11 protein-coding genes and 3 pseudogenes are annotated in these 16,003 nt (G+C 70.2%); 5 read left to right on the top strand and 9 right to left on the bottom strand.

The genetic code is table 11. The features are described from left to right. The 5 genes and pseudogenes from ACWEOO_RS04510 to ACWEOO_RS04530 form a co-directional block, all read right to left on the bottom strand. Positions 1-2,220, bottom strand: a pseudogene (locus ACWEOO_RS04510) (DNA gyrase subunit A); the annotation flags it as partial. A 228-nt stretch (positions 2,221-2,448) separates the two neighbouring features. Then, positions 2,449-3,063: pseudogene (locus ACWEOO_RS04515) on the bottom strand (LAGLIDADG family homing endonuclease); the annotation flags it as partial. A 39-nt stretch (positions 3,064-3,102) separates the two neighbouring features. Next, a pseudogene (locus ACWEOO_RS04520) lies at positions 3,103-3,711 on the bottom strand (DNA gyrase subunit A); the annotation flags it as partial. A gap of 141 nt (positions 3,712-3,852) precedes the next feature. Then, positions 3,853-5,787 (bottom strand): FtsX-like permease family protein, encoded by a 1,935-nt coding sequence (locus ACWEOO_RS04525; protein WP_452141766.1) that lies wholly within the window; start codon positions 5,785-5,787, stop codon positions 3,853-3,855. Then, positions 5,787-6,554, bottom strand: coding sequence for an ABC transporter ATP-binding protein (locus tag ACWEOO_RS04530; RefSeq protein ID WP_363715856.1), 768 nt, complete (start codon positions 6,552-6,554; stop codon positions 5,787-5,789). The genes ACWEOO_RS04525 and ACWEOO_RS04530 overlap by 1 nt, the downstream gene beginning before the upstream one ends. Positions 6,555-6,662: 108 nt before the next feature. Here ACWEOO_RS04530 and ACWEOO_RS04535 point away from each other — a divergent pair, with 108 nt between their 5' ends. The 4 genes from ACWEOO_RS04535 to ACWEOO_RS04550 are packed head-to-tail and all read left to right on the top strand — an operon-like array spanning position 6,663 to position 9,410. After that, positions 6,663-7,925 carry a sensor histidine kinase gene (locus ACWEOO_RS04535; protein ID WP_452141767.1) on the top strand — a complete coding sequence of 421 codons (1,263 nt, stop codon included), beginning with the start codon at positions 6,663-6,665 and terminating at the stop codon, positions 7,923-7,925. Beyond that, on the top strand, positions 7,907-8,560 hold the full coding sequence (locus ACWEOO_RS04540; RefSeq protein WP_452141768.1) for a LuxR C-terminal-related transcriptional regulator: 654 nt from the start codon (positions 7,907-7,909) through the stop codon (positions 8,558-8,560). The genes ACWEOO_RS04535 and ACWEOO_RS04540 overlap by 19 nt, the downstream gene beginning before the upstream one ends. A gap of 2 nt (positions 8,561-8,562) precedes the next feature. Continuing rightward, a complete protein-coding gene (locus tag ACWEOO_RS04545; protein WP_452141769.1) occupies positions 8,563-8,964 on the top strand; it encodes a CoA-binding protein in 402 nt (133 codons plus the stop codon). A 23-nt stretch (positions 8,965-8,987) separates the two neighbouring features. Continuing rightward, entirely contained in the window at positions 8,988-9,410 is a 423-nt protein-coding gene (locus ACWEOO_RS04550) for a TIGR03667 family PPOX class F420-dependent oxidoreductase (protein WP_452141770.1), read from the top strand. On the opposite strand, the gene ACWEOO_RS04555 is transcribed toward ACWEOO_RS04550, so the two are convergent. From ACWEOO_RS04555 to ACWEOO_RS04570, 4 genes are read right to left on the bottom strand one after another with little or no spacing between them, the layout of a single operon-like run. Then, on the bottom strand, positions 9,407-9,655 hold the full coding sequence (locus ACWEOO_RS04555) for a DUF2630 family protein (RefSeq protein WP_452141771.1): 249 nt from the start codon (positions 9,653-9,655) through the stop codon (positions 9,407-9,409). The genes ACWEOO_RS04550 and ACWEOO_RS04555 overlap by 4 nt on opposite strands. Next, complete coding sequence (locus ACWEOO_RS04560) at positions 9,652-10,419, bottom strand: ABC transporter permease (protein ID WP_452141772.1); 768 nt, start codon at positions 10,417-10,419, stop codon at positions 9,652-9,654. Before ACWEOO_RS04560 ends, ACWEOO_RS04555 begins: the two co-directional genes overlap by 4 nt. After that, positions 10,420-12,120, bottom strand: a complete 1,701-nt coding sequence (locus ACWEOO_RS04565) for an AMP-binding protein (RefSeq protein ID WP_452141773.1) — start codon at positions 12,118-12,120, stop codon at positions 10,420-10,422. It abuts the gene before it with no gap. A gap of 10 nt (positions 12,121-12,130) precedes the next feature. Continuing rightward, positions 12,131-13,183, bottom strand: coding sequence for an SLC13 family permease (locus tag ACWEOO_RS04570; protein WP_452141774.1), 1,053 nt, complete (start codon positions 13,181-13,183; stop codon positions 12,131-12,133). A gap of 35 nt (positions 13,184-13,218) precedes the next feature. Here ACWEOO_RS04570 and ACWEOO_RS04575 point away from each other — a divergent pair, with 35 nt between their 5' ends. Next, positions 13,219-15,924 (top strand): bifunctional acetate--CoA ligase family protein/GNAT family N-acetyltransferase, encoded by a 2,706-nt coding sequence (locus ACWEOO_RS04575; protein ID WP_452141775.1) that lies wholly within the window; start codon positions 13,219-13,221, stop codon positions 15,922-15,924. The last annotated feature ends 79 nt before the right edge of the window (positions 15,925-16,003 follow it).

Below are 16,003 nucleotides of genomic sequence, written 5' to 3' on the forward strand. Positions count from 1 at the left end.
TCAGCCTGCCAGATCGGAAGCGCACGCAGCGATGGGCTGCGCCACGGGCACGCCGGAGCCGTCCCGCCGCGGGTCGACAGGCGGCAGCTCCACCGGTGCGCCGCTGCTCGCGCTGGCCTTCACCGGCGCGGTGCCGATGTACCCGAGCAGGAGCCCGTCCTCGCCCTTCAGCAGCCGCTGGCAGCGCACACCGCCGGTCCCGCGGCCCTTGCCCGGGTACTCGCTGAACGGCGTCACCTTCACCGCGCCGACCTCGGTCCCCGGCAGCGCCGACGACGAGCCGGCGATCGTCACCACCTGCGCCTCGCGGGCGGTGTCGACGGCGCCGAAGAAGACCACCTTCGCGGACGCGGCGAGCCGGACGCCGGCCATACCGCCCGCAGTCCGGCCCTGCGGCCGCACGGCGGACGCCGGGAAGTGCAGCAGTTGGGCGTCCGACGTGATGAAGCAGAGCTCCTCCTCGCCGGTGGTCAGCTCGATCGCCCCGACGACCTGGTCGCCGTCCTTCAGCCCGACGATCTCCCACGAGTCGCGGTTGCTCAGGTGGTCCGGGACGACGCGCTTCACGACGCCGCCCGCGGTCCCGAGCGCGACACCGACCGAGTCCGGGTCCATCGTCGTCAGCGCCAGCGCCCGCTCACCCGGCTCCAGCGACACGAACTCCGCGATCGGCGCACCGCCCTGCAGGTTCGGCGCGTTCGCGGTCGTCGGTACGGCGGGCAGGTCGAGCGACTCGAGCCGGATCAACCGGCCGGCGCTGGTGACCAGGCCGTACTGACCGCGGGCGGTGCTCTTCACCGCGGACACGATCGCGTCGTGCTTCGCGCGCGACTCGCTGGAACCGAACGGCTCCACGCCGTTCGTGCGCGCGAGCAGCCCGGTCGAGCTCATCAGGATCCAGCAGGGGTCGTCGCTGACCTCGAGCGGCACGGCGGCCGTCTTGGCCGCACCGGAGGACTCCAGCAGCACGGTCCGGCGCGGCGTCCCGTACGTCTTCGCGACCTCGGCGAGCTCGTCGGAGACCATCTTGCGGAGCAGCTGCGGGTCCTCGATGATCGCGGTCAGCGCCTCGATCTCGCGCTCCAGCTCGCTCTTCTCGGTCTCCAGCTCGAGCTTGGAGTACTTCGTCAGCCGGCGCAGTGGCATGTCCAGGATGTAGTTCGCCTGGATCTCGGACAGGTCGTAGATCTCGATCAGCCGGGACCTCGCCGCGGCCGAGTCGTCGCTGCTGCGGATCACCTGGATGACCTCGTCGATGTCCAGGATCGCGATCAGCAGGCCGTCGACGATGTGCAGCCGGTCCTGTGCCTTCTTCCGGCGGAACTCGCTGCGCCGCCGGGTCACGTCGTACCGGTGCTCGAGGTAGACCTCGAGCAGCTCCTTGAGACCGAGCGTGCGCGGCTGGCCCTCGACCAGGCAGACGTTGTTGACGTGGAACGCGTCCTCGAGCGGAGTCAGCTTGTAGAGCTGTTCGAGGAGGGCCTCCGGGACGAACCCGTTCTTGACCTCGATCACCAGCTGGGTGCCGTGGGTGCGGTCGGTGAGGTCCTTGATGTCGGCGATGCCCTGGAGCTTCTTGCTCTGCACCAGAGTCTTGATCTTCTCGATCACCTTCTCCGGGCCGACCGAGTACGGCAGCTCGGTGACCACGATGCCCTTGCGGCGCGGGGTGACGTTCTCGATCCGGGCGGTCGCGCGCATCTTGAAGCTGCCGCGGCCGCTCGCGTAGGCGTCCTTGATGCCTTCCAGGCCGACGATCTTGCCGCCGGTCGGCAGGTCCGGCCCGGGGACGAACCGCATCAGGTCGTCGAGGTCGGCCTCCGGCGTCTTGATCAGGTGCCGCAGCGCCTGGATCACCTCGACCAGGTTGTGCGGGGCCATGTTGGTGGCCATCCCGACCGCGATCCCGGCGGCACCGTTGACGAGCAGGTTCGGGAAGGCGGCCGGCAGTACGTACGGCTCGGTCTCCTGGCCGTCGTAGTTCGGCTTGAAGTCGACGACGTCCTCGTCCAGCCCGGTCGTCATCGCCATCGCCGGCGGCGCCATCCGGCACTCGGTGTTGTGGTTGACGAAGCCACCGGCGAGGAAGGAGTGGTCCTCGCTGTCCACTCTGATCGAGTACACGGCTTCAGGCGCACAATCCTCGACAGCGGCGACCTCGACGAAGCGATAGCCGGAGTCCATGATCGGCGCGACGACTCCGAGGATCTCGGCGTCTTTGAACTTGCTCACCAGCAGGCTGCGGTCCGTCTGCCAGCGCTCGAAGCGATCGAAGTTGTGATTCAGAAGCCAGCTTTTTCCGGTACCCCGGCCGTCGCCAAGCGAATCCCGCACGAAGTCCGCGACGTACGGCGCGTGGTCGCGGGTCAGCCGATGAGTGTACCGGGGGGCCTCGCGCAACAGCTCTTGAAGCTTGTGCCGCTTGGCCGCCAGGAAGCCGACCCGCTCGCCGAAGGCATGGATGTTGTGCCGGCCGGAGATCACCAAACGGTACTCGCCGCGCTCGTAGTGGGTCAGGTTGCTGTGGATACCGAACTCGAGGAGAAGCTCCTGCAACTCGCCGGCCAAGGTTCGGCTGTAGGTCGAGTACTGAATGGTCATCGAGGCGTCGTCGGCCTGGCGGACTCCACCATCACCTTCGTACAGCGCCATGAGGAAGGCCCGCTTCAGGCCTACCGTGCCGTTCCAAACGGCCTCTGGCACGTGCTTCTCAGCTGCCTTGAACCCAATCAGCTGAGCGAGCGGGCTCTCCCGGAACGCGGTCATGTTCTGGATGTCGAGCTCGTGGATCGTGCGCTCTGATCGGCGTGTCTTCCTCGAGTACACGTAGCGGGGGCCGCCGACCACAGCGTCGTACGCGGCGAGAATGTACTCGAAGTACTCCGGGTCGGTGTTGTTGAACCCGGCCCGCTCCGTGGAGGCGAATCCTTCGGACACCCAGGCGCCGAACAGTGTGCCGAGCGTCATTTCATGAGCCATCGGAACGGCTGTGGTCCAGGCGTTGCGCGCGAGGCAGACCACGGTGCCGGGCTGTATTTCGTCCAGACGCAGCCACTGGAACATTGGCACGCCGGCTACCGGCACCAGGCACAGCACGGGGTGGTTGTGACTGCCACTGAGCGAATGGCCGCTCTTCGTCACCAGTCTCTTCACCGGGTGAACGCCGGAGTTGAAGAACTTGGTCGCACGGACCGGCTTGCCGTCCTTGTCGAGGACCTCGAGGTCAAGGTACGCCTCAGAGTTCTCCGGCAGGTTCATCAACTCGGCGATTCTGGGCGAACTGCCGTCCGCGAGTCTCACGCGGGTGTTGCCAGTCAGGCAATACCGCATCGCGGCTGGGCCGTCGTCGAGCGACCCGAAGTTCCCGTGGCCGTCGATCAGCGGCACCCGCATCGACCACGGCTGCGCGGTCCGGACCAGGGCGTCGTAGATCGCGCCGTCGCCGTGCGGGTGGTACTTACCCATCACCTCGCCGACGACGCGGGCCGACTTCACATGGCCGCGGTCCGGGCGGATGTTGTTCTCCGCCATCGAGAACAGGATCCGCCGCTGGACCGGCTTCAGCCCGTCCCGCGCGTCCGGCAGCGCCCGGGAGTAGATCACCGAGTAGGCGTACTCCAGGTAGCTGGTGCGCATCTCGTCGGAGACGTCGATGTCGAGGATGTGCTCCTCGAAGTCCTCGGGTTCGGCGGTGCTGGTACGGCGTGCCATACGGGTCTACGAACTCCTCGATCAAGCGGTCCGGCGCCGCGACGGTCGGCGCCGTGCCCATTGTCCCTGGTGAACGGCGGTTTGCCCGGCCACGACCCGCCCGACGTCCGATCTCCGGCCGCTGAGCGGTCTGGTCCATCATTACTCGACCGCTGCAGCGGGCTGTGATCGGCGCAGGATGTACGTCGTCGGGGCCAGGGCGGACCCTACCGCCAGGGTCAGACAAAGCGCGCCGATCCCCAGCAGCACACCCCACGGCACCGTGACGGGTACGTCGGCCACGCCCGCCGTCATCGCGTGCCGGATGAGGATCCCGACGGCGACCGTGATCGCGGTTCCGAGACTCAGCGCGACCGCGCCGACCAGGGCGGACTCCCAGAGCACCATCCGCCGGATCTGCGCCGGCGTCGCTCCGAGCAACCGGGACGTGACGAATTCCTGCCGGCGCTGCAGGCTCCCCATGAGCAGCGTGTTGGCGATCGCGATGGCGCTGTAGAGCGCGGCCGGGCCGAGGAGCAGGACCAGCCCGAGCTGGTTTCCTTTCCGTACGCCGACCGCCTGGTCCGCCTCCCAGCCGGTCGCCAGTTCCGCGCCGGGGATCCGCCGTACGAGCTCGGCGGGGTCGGTGCCGTCGGCCGGCAGCACGAAGCTGCGCTCGACCTGCGCGCCCGGTGAGTGCTGACGCGCGACGTCGAGCGGGATCAGGAACGACGGGTTCACCCCGAACGCGTCCTTCACGACCGCGACCACCCGCAGCTTGACCGCCGCCCGGTCCAGGAACACCACCGAGACCTCGTCCCCGACCCGATACCCCTCGAACCCCGACATCTCCTTGCTGACGGCAACGGTGTTCCCGGAGAGCTTCCCGAGGTCACCGGACAGCACACGCAGATCCCGCGTCTGCGAGGCGATCGCCGGATCGATCCCTTCCGCGTCCTCCAGTTGCGCGTAGTCCGCCGCGACCCGCACCAGCTGAACAGGCAGCCCGGCATCCACCGCTTTCAGCCCGGGGCCGTCAGCAGGTGGCGCTCCGGTGACCACGATCGGGGCGCGAACAGCATCACGGATCGTCGCCTCGGCACTGTCCGCGGCGAAGCTCAGGCTGAGCACCATCGAGCCGGCGATCGCTGAGATCGCCAGGATGGGGGCGGCCAGGGAGGCGCTCCGGCGCGGTGCGGCCAGCACGTTGCTGCGCGCCAACCGGCCCGAGACCTGGGTCCACGCCACGACGGGGACTGCCCAAAGGCGCGCCACAGGCGGCACGACGAGGGGTGCGAGGAGCGTCAGCGCGATCACCAGCACCATCGGCGTGAACATCGCGAGCGGTACGGCGCCCTCGCCGCTCGACGGCCGGATCAGCGTCAGCATCGCGATCGCGCCGGCCAGGAACACCACCCCGAACACGATCCGCACCGGCCCGATCCGCGGCGGCTCCAGCGCGGCCTCGCGGAGCGCGTCGACCGGTGCGACCCGCGCCGCCCGCCGCGCCGCCGAACGGGCGCCCAGCATGGCAACGAGCAACCCGGCCCCGACCGCGATGGCGAGCGGAACCCAAGGCGACGCCCGCTCCAGCTTCACCGGCGCCAGCTCGGTGTACGACGCCTTGCGCAGCAGCAACGGCGTCGCGAGCTGGGCGAAGAACGCCCCGGTGAGCGAAGCGGCGAGCGCGACGACGAGTGCCTCGCCGAGCACCATCCGCCGGATCTGCCGCGGCGTCGCGCCGATCAGTCGCAGCAGCCCGAGCTCGCGCCGCCGCGACGCGACGGCGAACGCGAACGTGCTGGCGATCACGAAGATCGTGATGAACCCGCAGATCGTGCCGACCATGCTGAGCACGGTCTGCAGACCGGACACGTCCGCGTCGGACAGCGGCACCTTGACCCGCTCGGGCGGTGTGCCGTCGCCGCCGAGCGTGGTGACGGCGATACTCGCCGAGGCGGGTCCGCGATACGCGATCGTCGCGGCCGTCGCGGTCGCGGCCAGCCCGAGCAGGAACACCCCGACCGCCAGCGCGACGAACGATCCGGCGTACAGCGACCAGTTCCGGCGGACGGTCTGCCGGCTGAGCGAGAACATCACCGCTCCAGCTCGCTCATCGCCGCCGCGATCTGCGCGGGCGTGGCACGATCGAGGTGGCCGGCGAGGAGTCCGTCGGACAGGAACAGCACCCGCTCGGCGTACGCCGCCGCGACCGGGTCGTGGGTGACCATCACGACGGTCTGCCCGGCTCGGTCGGTTGCCTCTCTCAACAGTCCGAGGACCTGGCGGCTGGTGCCGCTGTCCAGGGCGCCGGTCGGCTCGTCGGCGAAGAACACCGACGGCCGGGTGATCAGCGCCCGCGCGATCGCGACCCGCTGCTGCTGCCCGCCGGACAACTCGGCCGGCCGCCGCTTCGCCTTCCCGTCCAGACCGACCTGCTCCAGCACACGCAGTACGTCGCTGCGTGCCGGGCGACGACCGGTGAGCCGCAGCGGCAGCGCCACGTTGTCGTACACGGTCAGCGACGGCAGCAGGTTGTACGCCTGGAACACGAACCCCATCTCCGCCCGGCGCAGCTTCGTGAGCTCGACCTCGTTCAGCCCCAGCAGGGTGACTCCGTTGAGTACGACGGTCCCCGTGGTCGGCTGGTCGAGCCCCGCCGCGCACTGCAGCAGCGTCGACTTGCCGGAGCCCGACGGGCCCATCACCGCGGTGAACGAACCCCGCGCGAAGTGATAGGTCACCCCGCGCAGCGCGTCGACCGCTCCGGCCTTGGAACGGTACGTCTTGGTGATCCCGTCCAGCACCAGAGCAGGCGGCTCGATCGGCGCGGCGGAGGTGTACATGGGCGCGGTAGCGGTCATGGTGCCAGCCAACCGCCGTACGACGGTTCGCGCCGTGGCCTGCGCGGGAGACCTGGAGTAGCGCGCACGCTACCGCCCGGCGGACGGCCGTCGCCCTAGGGTTGAGGCATGACCGTGTGGGCCGCGTTGGCGTCGCCGCGCTACCTGATCTCCTCGTGGCCGTGGCGGAGCTATGCGTACTTGTTCACATCCGTGCCGATGGGTGTGGTGTCGATCGTGGTCCTGGTCGGGCTGGCCGGGCTGAGCGCGCTGCTGAGCCCGATCCTGATCGGGATCCTGATGCTGACGGCGTTCCCGCTGATCGGCGCGGCGATCGGCTCGGTGGAGCGGCGGCGGGCCGGGCTGATGCTGATCGACGGGATCAAGAGTCCGCACGCGAAGCTGCCGGCCGGGCTGACGGCCCGGGCGAAGCTGACGTTCCGCAGGCGCGAACAGGCGTCGATGCGGGCGCTGGGGTACGGCTTCGTGCTGGGCACCGTCGTCTGGCCGCTGAGTGCCCTCTTCGCCGGGATCAGCGCGACCGTGCTGGTGACGACGCTCGCGGCGCCGGTCATCGCGGACGGGGACCAGATGGGGATGGGGCCGTGGACGATGGACACGGCGCGGGAAGGACTGCTGTTCCTGCTGCTGTTCGGACCGGTGTTCTACGTCGTCAGCTCGTACCTGATCGGGGTCGTCGCGGGCGCGCAGGCTTCGCTCGCGAAGGCCATGCTCGGCCCGCGGCAGGAGGAGCTGCAACGCAATCTCGCCGAGCTGCGCCGTTCCCGGCTGGATCTGGTCGACGCGTTCGAGACCGAGCGGGTGCGGATCGAGCGGCACCTGCACGACGGCGTCCAGCAGCGGCTGGTCGGGCTCACCATGACGCTGGGCCTGGCCGAGCTGGATCTGCCGGACGGCGAGGGGCGGCGCCTGGTGGTGAAGGCGCACGCCGAGGCGGAGGCGGCGCTGGCGGACCTGCGGGCCGCGGTCCGGGGCATTCATCCGCGCGTGCTGGTGGATCACGGGCTCGAGGCTGCCGTCCAGGAGGTGGCCGACCGGATGCCGCTGCCGGTCACGCTGCAGCTGTCGATCCCGGCGCGCCTGCCCGGCCCGATCGAGGCCGCGGCGTACTTCGTCGTCAGCGAAGCACTGGCGAACGTCGCGAAGCACGCCCGGGCGTCCACGTGCGAAGTGTCCGGCCGGGTGGACCACGACCGGCTCGTCATCACGATCCAGGACAACGGAGTCGGAGGTGCGCGACTCGGTGCCGGGACCGGTCTGACCGGGCTGGTGACCCGGTTGGACGCCCTGGGAGGCACACTCGACGTCCGTAGCCCACCCGGTGGGCCGACCCGACTGCGAATGGAGTGCCCGTGCCGACTCGGCGACTGAGCATCGTGCTGGCCGAAGACTCGCTGCTCCTCCGCGAGGGCCTGGCCAGCATCCTGGATCGCGCCGGGCACGAAGTACGAGACACCGTGGGGGACGGGGACACGCTGCTCGCCGTCGTCCGCAAGGATCCGCCCGACGTCGTGATCACCGACGTACGGATGCCGCCCGGGCACAGCGACGAAGGGCTGCGCGCGGCCGCGGCGATCCGGGCCGAGCTCCCCGCGATCGGCATCCTGGTGCTCTCGCAGTACGTCGCCGACGCCTACCTCTCGTCGTTGCTCGAGACAACGACCGGCGGCATCGGGTACCTGCTGAAGGACCGGGTCGGCCATGTCGCGGAGTTCCTCGAGTCGCTGGACCGGGTCGCGGACGGCGGAACCGTGGTCGATCCCGAGGTGGTCCGGCAGCTGCTGGCCCGGCGGCGCAACGACGGGCCGCTGTCGGCGCTCACACCGCGCGAGCTGGAGGTGCTGGCGCTGATGGCCGAGGGGCGGGTGAACGCGTCGATCGCCGAGCAGCTCGTGGTGAGCGAGGCCGCCGTCCGCAAACACGTCGGCAACATCTTCGCGAAGCTGCAGCTGGATGATGGACTGGACCGGCGCGTGTCCGCAGTACTGACTTACCTGAGGGGCTAGTGATGGACGAGGCGATCCGCAGGATCCTGGCCGAGTGCGACACCTGGGCCGTGGTCGGGCTCTCGAACAACACCAGCCGGGCGGCGTACGGCGTGGCGCGGTTCCTGCAGGGGCACAGGAAGCGGATCGTGCCGGTGCATCCCGCGGCGGAGACGGTCCACGGCGAGCAGGGGTACGCGACCCTCGCGGAGATCCCGTTCGCGGTGGACTGTGTGGACGTGTTCGTGCGCTCCGAGCTGGCCGGGGCGATCGCGGACCAGGCGGTGGGAATCATCGCCCGGGCCGTGTGGTTCCAGCTCGACGTAGTGGATCAGGACGCCTACGCACGGACGACGGCCGCGGGTCTCACGATGGTGATGGATCACTGCCCGGCGATCGAGTGGGGCCGTCTCGGCCCCACCTGACACCGACCTCCTGAAGGGCACCGATGTTCACGATCGACACTTCCACCGGGTTCGGCCGGCGGATCGCACAGCAGCTGGGTGACGAGCGGGTGATCTGGCTGACCACCGTGGCCCCGTCGGGGACGCCGGCGCCGACACCGGTGTGGTTCCTCTGGCACGACGACGAGCTGCTGATCAGCAGTCAGCCCGGCACGGCGAAGCTGCGCAACATCGCCGCCCATCCGCAGGTCGCGGTGCACTTCAACGCGACGCACACCGGGGGAGACGTGGGCGTGATCTCCGGGACGGCGGTGATCGAGGCGGAGCCGATCGACGGCGCGGCGCTGACGGCGTACAACACGAAGTACGCCGCGGACATCGCCGGCCTCGGAATGACTCCGGACCAGTTCCACCAGGACTACTCGGTGCTGGTCCGGATCACTCCCGGGAAACTGAGGGGTTTCTAGTTCAGGTAGCCCTCGACGGTGTCGCTCGAGCGGGCCTGCGCGGAGTCGGGGTTCTCGCCGAACTCGCGCTTGGCGCGGCGCTGGCGGAGCAGGTCCCAGCACTGGTCCAGCTCGACCTCGAGCGCCCGGAGCCGGGTCTGCTCGTCGGCGTTGTCGACCTGTCCCGCGGCGTGCTTGGAGCGCAGCTCGTGCTCCTCCGACACCAGCTCGTCGATCCGGCTGAAGATGCTCTTGTCGTCGTTCATGGGGAAACGGTACGCCCGTCCGGAAGGGCCGAGCGCGACAGCAGCTCGGTGAGGACCAGGATCGCCAGCGCCTCGGCGGCCACCAGCCCGATCAGGACGACCAGCTGGAGCGCGGCCGCCTGTGTTGGTGAGGCGCCGCCGAGGACCATGCCGACGAACGCGCCGGGCAGCGTGACGAGGCCGACGGTCCGGGTCTGGTCGAGCGCGGGCAGCAACGCGTCACCCGCGACCGGCCCGGCGACGAGCTTGAACGCGTCGCGCTGCAGCAGCCCGATCGACAGTCCCGCCTCGAACTCGCCGTAGCGGTTGCGGTACTCGCTGAGCACCCGGCGGCCGGCGAGGGTGGTCGCGGTCATCGCCCCGCCGACGATGATCCCGCCCATCGGCAGGATGCTCGCCGGGTTCCGCGGGACGACACCGGGCAGGATCAGCAGCAGCAGTACGACGAACGCGCCGCCGCCGATCGACGCCGCGCAGTACGCCCACTGGCGGGGGACGCGCAGGGTGTGCTGGACCCGCCGGGTGCTCGTCACCGTCGCGACCACGAACATCAGCAGGACGAACGCGATCGCGCCGAGGGTGTGCTGCAGCGCGATCCCGACGACGGCCCCGACCGCGGCGAGCTGCACGACAGCGCGCAACGCCGCCGTGACGATGCCCTTGTCGTGCCGCAGCCCGGCGTACCGCGACGCCCCGACGCCGAGCGCGATCAGCAGCGGCAGGACGACGACGGCGGCCCAGCCGAGCCCGGTGTGGAAGGACACTTACCGGAAGTCGGACTCGTCGTACGTCTGGCCGCCGGTCCCGCTCTCCACCTTCGCCGCCTCGTCCGCGCGCAGCTCGACCCGGCGGATCTTGCCCGAGATCGTCTTCGGCAGCTCGGCGAACTCGAGCCGCCGGATCCGCTTGTACGGCGCCAGGTGCTCGCGGCAGAACGCGAGGATCTCGCCGGCCAGCTCCCGGGACGGCTCGTGCCCGGCCGCGAGCACGACGTACGCCTTCGGTACGGCGAGGCGCACCGGGTCGGGCGACGGCACGACGGCGGCCTCGGCGACCGCCGGGTGCTCGATCAGCACCGACTCCAGCTCGAACGGCGAGATGCGGTAGTCGCTGGCCTTGAACACGTCGTCGGAGCGGCCGACGTAGGTGATGTAGCCGTCCTCGTCCCGGCTCGCGACGTCGCCGGTGTGGTAGTACCCGTTCCGCATCACCTCAGCGGTCATCGCGTCGGCGTCCCGATAGCCGCGCATCAGCGGGACCGGCGGGGGCGCCAGCTCGATGCAGATCTCGCCGTCGTCGCCGATCTCGTCGGTCGCCGGGTCGATCAGCGCGATGCTGTACCCGGGCAGCGGGCGGCCCATCGAGCCGACCTTCACCGGCTGGCCGGGCGGGTTGCCGATCTGTGCGGTCGTCTCGGTCTGGCCGTACCCGTCCCGGATCGTGACGTCCCAGGCGGCCCGGACCTGCTCGATCACCTCGGGGTTCAGCGGCTCGCCGGCCGAGATGCACTCGCGGATCTGGACATCGACCGCGGACAGGTCGGCCTGGATCAGCATCCGCCACACCGTCGGCGGTGCGCAGAACGTGGTGACGACGTACTCCTGCAACACCTGCAGCATCTTCTCGGCGTCGAACCGTGTGTAGTTGTAGAGGAAGACGGTGGCGCCGGCGTTCCACGGGGCGAAGACGTTGCTCCACGAGTGCTTCGCCCAGCCGGGCGACGACACGTTCAGGTGGACGTCGCCGGGCTGCAGACCGATCCAGTACATCGTCGAGAGATGACCGACCGGGTAGCTGACCTGCGTGTGCTCGACCAGCTTCGGCTGACTCGTCGTACCGGACGTGAAGTACAGCAGCAGCGAGTCGTCGGCCGCGGTGTCGACCCTGGGAACCGGGCCGTCGTAGGTCAGCGAGTCGGCGTAGTGCAGCCACCCCTCGGCGGGCTCGCCGACGGCCACCCGGATGCAGTGGTCCGCGATCCCGGCGTACCGGCCGGCGTCGGCGCCGCTGGTGACGACGGCGCGGACGTTGCCGCGGGTGATCCGGTCCGCGAGGTCGGCGTCGGTGAGCAGCGTGGTCGCGGGAATCATGCCGGCCCCAGCCCGGATGCAGCCGAGCATGGTCTCCCACAGCTCGACCTGGTTGCCCAGCACGATGAGTACGCGGTCGCCCGGCCGCAAGCCGGCCTCGGTCAGCCAGCCGGCCACCTGACGGGACCGCTCGGCCATCTCGGCGTACGTCCGCCGGTTGACCTCGCCGTCCTCCTCGACGATCGTCAGCGCCGCCACCTCGGGCTGCTCGACGGCGAGCGCGTCGAACCAGTCGCGCGCCCAGTTGAACCGCTCGAACGCCGGCCACCGGAAGTCCCGGTACGCCGTCTCGTAGTCGTCGCGATGCGCCACCAGGAAGTCCCGCGCGGCCCGGAACTCCCGGGTGACCTCCGAAGTGCTCTGCTCCGTCGCCATGAGTCGCACATTACCCATTCAGCGCGAGAACGGCTCCAGTCACGACGAGTGGCGTGAGGATCAGTCCGCGCCACAGGAACGACCACCACGAGATGTCGACCCGGGCGGCGTCACAGCGCGCTCGCCACAGGAGTGTGGCGAGCGATCCCCACAGGGTCAGCAGGCAGCCGCAGTTGACGCCGATGAGCAGCGCGAGCAGGCGGTGCGGGCTGTCCGAGGCGACCGGCTCCATGGCGAGGTACGCCGGGAGGTTGTCGAAGAGGTTCGCCCCGAGGGCGGCGGTCGCGCTCAGCCGCAGCTCGGAGGTGGTCCCGGCGATGCGGCGCAGGATGTCCTCGAGCCCGTGTGAACTCAGGAAGCCGACGACGGTGAACAGCACCACGACGGTGCCGACGAGCTTGAACGGGATCAGCGACCACCTGAGCACGCTGCGCCGCCGGACCGCGAAGAGCACGACCAGGACGACTGCCCCGATGCTCGCCGGCCACGCGACCTCGATACCCGAGACGAACGCCGGGCCGAGCAGCAGGCAGACGGCCGCGGAGCCCCAGAACAGGACCTTGTCGTCGACCGCAGGCGTCGGCGGGACGAGGTACCGGCGTGGGAGGTCGCGGTGGAACAGCACCGCGAGCACCGCTACGGTGATCGCGATCGCCGCGATGGCCGGGCGCCAGCTCACCGACAGGTAGCTGACGTCCAGTTGGCGGAACGGATGCAAGGCGAGCAGGTTCGTGAGGTTGGACACCGGCAGCAGGAGCGACGCCGTCCCGGCCAGCCAGACGGTCGTGAACGCGAAGAGTTTCGGCGGGATGTCGAGCTGGCGGGCCATCGAGAGCACGACCGGTGTCAGCAGCACGGCGCAGGTGTCGAGCGACAGCACGATCGTGAGGCCGGTGGCGAGCGCGACGACGAGCAGCCAGAGCCGCCACACCCGGCCGCGCGCCAGGTGCGCCGCCTCGCGGGCCGCGACGTCGAAGACCTTGGCCTGGTCGGCCAGCTCGGCGATGACGGTCACCGCGATCAGGAACACCAGCACGGGCGCGATCCGCTCGACCAAATTCATCACCTCCGCCGGGTGGGTTTGAGTACGCTTGCCAGGTGCCGGACCAGTATGACCAGCAGCTGCCGGACGGCTATCCGGCGGAGTACGAGGCCGACGTCGTCCTGCGGGACGGCGCGACCGCGCACCTGCGCCCGATCGCCCCGGCCGATGCGGGCCTGCTGGTGGCGTTCTACGCCCGGGTGTCCGAACAGTCGAAGTACTACCGCTTCTTCGCCCCGTATCCCGAACTGTCCGAGCGGGATGTGGCGAGGTTCACGCAGGTCGACTACCACCAGCGCCTGGCGCTGATCGTGACCGTCGGTGACGAGATGATCGGCGTCGGCCGCTACGAGGGCACCGGCCGCCGGACGGCGGAGGTCGCGTTCCTGATCGAGGACGCGCACCAGGGCCGCGGGCTCGGCCAGCTGCTCCTCGAGCACCTCGCCCAGGCCGCCCGCGAGAACGGCATCCACCGCTTCGTCGCCGAGGTGCTGCCCGACAACCGGAAGATGATCACGGTCTTCACCGAGGCCGGCTACAAGGTCGCCCGGGAGTTCGAGGACGGCGTGATCATGGTCGAGTTCGACATCGCGCCGACCGACACGTCGTTCGGGGTGATGCAGGCCCGCGAGCAGCGCTCCGAGGCGCTGTCGATCGCGCGGCTGCTGACGCCGCAGAGCGTCGCGGTGATCGGCGCGAGCCGCCGCGAGGGCACGATCGGCAACGCGCTGCTGCGCAACCTCCGCGACGGCGGGTTCCCGGGCCGGTTGTACGCCGTGAACACCGATACGAAGGCCAGTCCCGGTACAGAGATCGAGGGCGTCCCGGCGTACCCGACAATCCGGGACGTCGAGGGCACGGTCGACCTCGCGGTGGTCGCGGTCAAGGCGGAGATGGTCGCGGACGTCGTTCTGGACTGTGCCGCCAAGGGGGTGCGCGGGCTGGTCGTGGTCTCGAGCGGGTTCGCCGAGATCGGCGACGAGGGGCGCAAACGGCAGCGGTACCTCGTCGGCCTCGCCCGCTCGTACGGCATGCGGGTGATCGGGCCGAACGCGCTCGGGCTGATCAACACCGCGAGCGGCGTCTCGCTGAACGCGACGCTGTCACCGCTGATGCCGAGCAAGGGCCGGGTGGCGTTCTTCTGCCAGTCCGGCGCGCTCGGCGTACCGATCCTGGCCGACATGGTCGGTCGTGGCCTCGGCCTGTCGAGCTTCGTCTCGGCCGGCAACCGGGCCGACGTGTCCGGCAACGACCTGATGCAGTTCTGGTACTCCGACGAAGCCACCGAGGTCGTCCTGCTGTACCTGGAGTCGCTCGGCAACCCACGCAAGTTCAGCCGGGTGTCCCGGCGGCTGGCCGGTCGCAAGCCGGTGATCGCGCTGAAATCGGGCCGCGCGACCCAGGGCGTGCCGGTCGGGCAGCTGGTCAGGCGCAGCCAGTTGCCGCCGGCCACGATCGAGTCGATGTTCCGGCAGAGCGGCCTGATCGGAGTGGACACCACCGGCGAGCTGTTCGACGTCGCCCAGCTGCTCGCGCACCAGCCGCTGCCGAAGGGCCGCCGGGTCGCGATCGTCTCGAACTCCGACGCGCTGACCCTGCTCGCGCTCGACACCATGGCCGGCTGCGGCCTGGACGTGGCGGGCGAGCCGCGGAACCTGAGCCCCGACGCGACCGCGTCGGACTTCGGGCTCGCGCTGTCGGAGGTCTTCGCCGACGACAAGGTGCACTCGGTCGTGGTGATCTACACACCGCCGGTGCAGTCGAACGGCGGCGAGGTCGCACAGGTGCTCGCCGCGGCCGCCGCGGGCTCGGACAAGCCCGTGGTGTCGACGTTCCTCGCCTCCCGCAGCGTGCCCGAACAGCTGCGGGTGCCGGACGAGGACGGCGGCGCGGCCCGCGGCTCGATCCCGTCGTTCCTCAACCCGCAGTACGCCGTCGGCGCGCTCGCGAAGGCGACGCAGTACGCCGAGTGGCGGCGCCGCTCGGACAGCCGGATCCCGGACCTGCCGGACATCGACACCGCCGGGGGAGAGGACTTCGTCGCGGAGTTCCTGCAGCGGCACCCGGGCGGCGCGGACCTCGACGACGCCGATCGGCAGCGGCTGCTGAGCTTCTACGGAATCTCGGTGCTGCCGGCCTTCCCGGTGCTGAGCGCCGACGAGGCGGTCGACCGGGCCGCGGACCTCGGTTTCGAGGTGATCCTGAAGGCGACCGCGGAGCAGTGGCGGATGCGGCCGGACCTCGCCGACATCTGGCGGCACATCCACGACGAGGACGACATGCGCGCGGCGTGGGCCGAGATGACCCACACCTTCGGGGTCGCGTCGGACCCGGGGCGGGCGCAGTTCGTCGTCCAGAAGATGGCGCCGCCCGGCGTGCCGGTGGTGATCTCGACGATCGAGGACGTGTCGTTCGGGCCGGTCGTCACGTTCGGTCTGTCCGGTGTGGCCACCGACCTGCTCGGCGACCGCTCGTACCGGATGCCGCCGCTGACCACGCGGGACGCGGCCGAGATGGTCCGCGAGGTCAAGGCGGCCCCCCTGCTGTACGGCTACCGCGGCTCCGACCCGGTGGACATCTCCGCCATCGAGAACCTCCTGCACCGCGTCTCAAGGCTCACCCTCGACCTCGAGGAGGTGGTCCGCCTCGACCTCCGCTCGGTCCTGGTCTCCGCCCAGGGCGCCACCGTGCTGGACACGAGAGTCCGCATCGCCCCGAACGAAAAGCCCAGGCAGGACACGCCCGCCCGCCGCCTCACCTGATGTGGCAGCTCGACAGGACGTGTCCGGCCGGCCTGCCCGAGTTCACGCTCAGCGGCACCGGCGATCCGGCGTCGTGGGC

The sequence above is a fragment of the Kribbella sp. NPDC004138 genome (genome assembly GCF_053603655.1).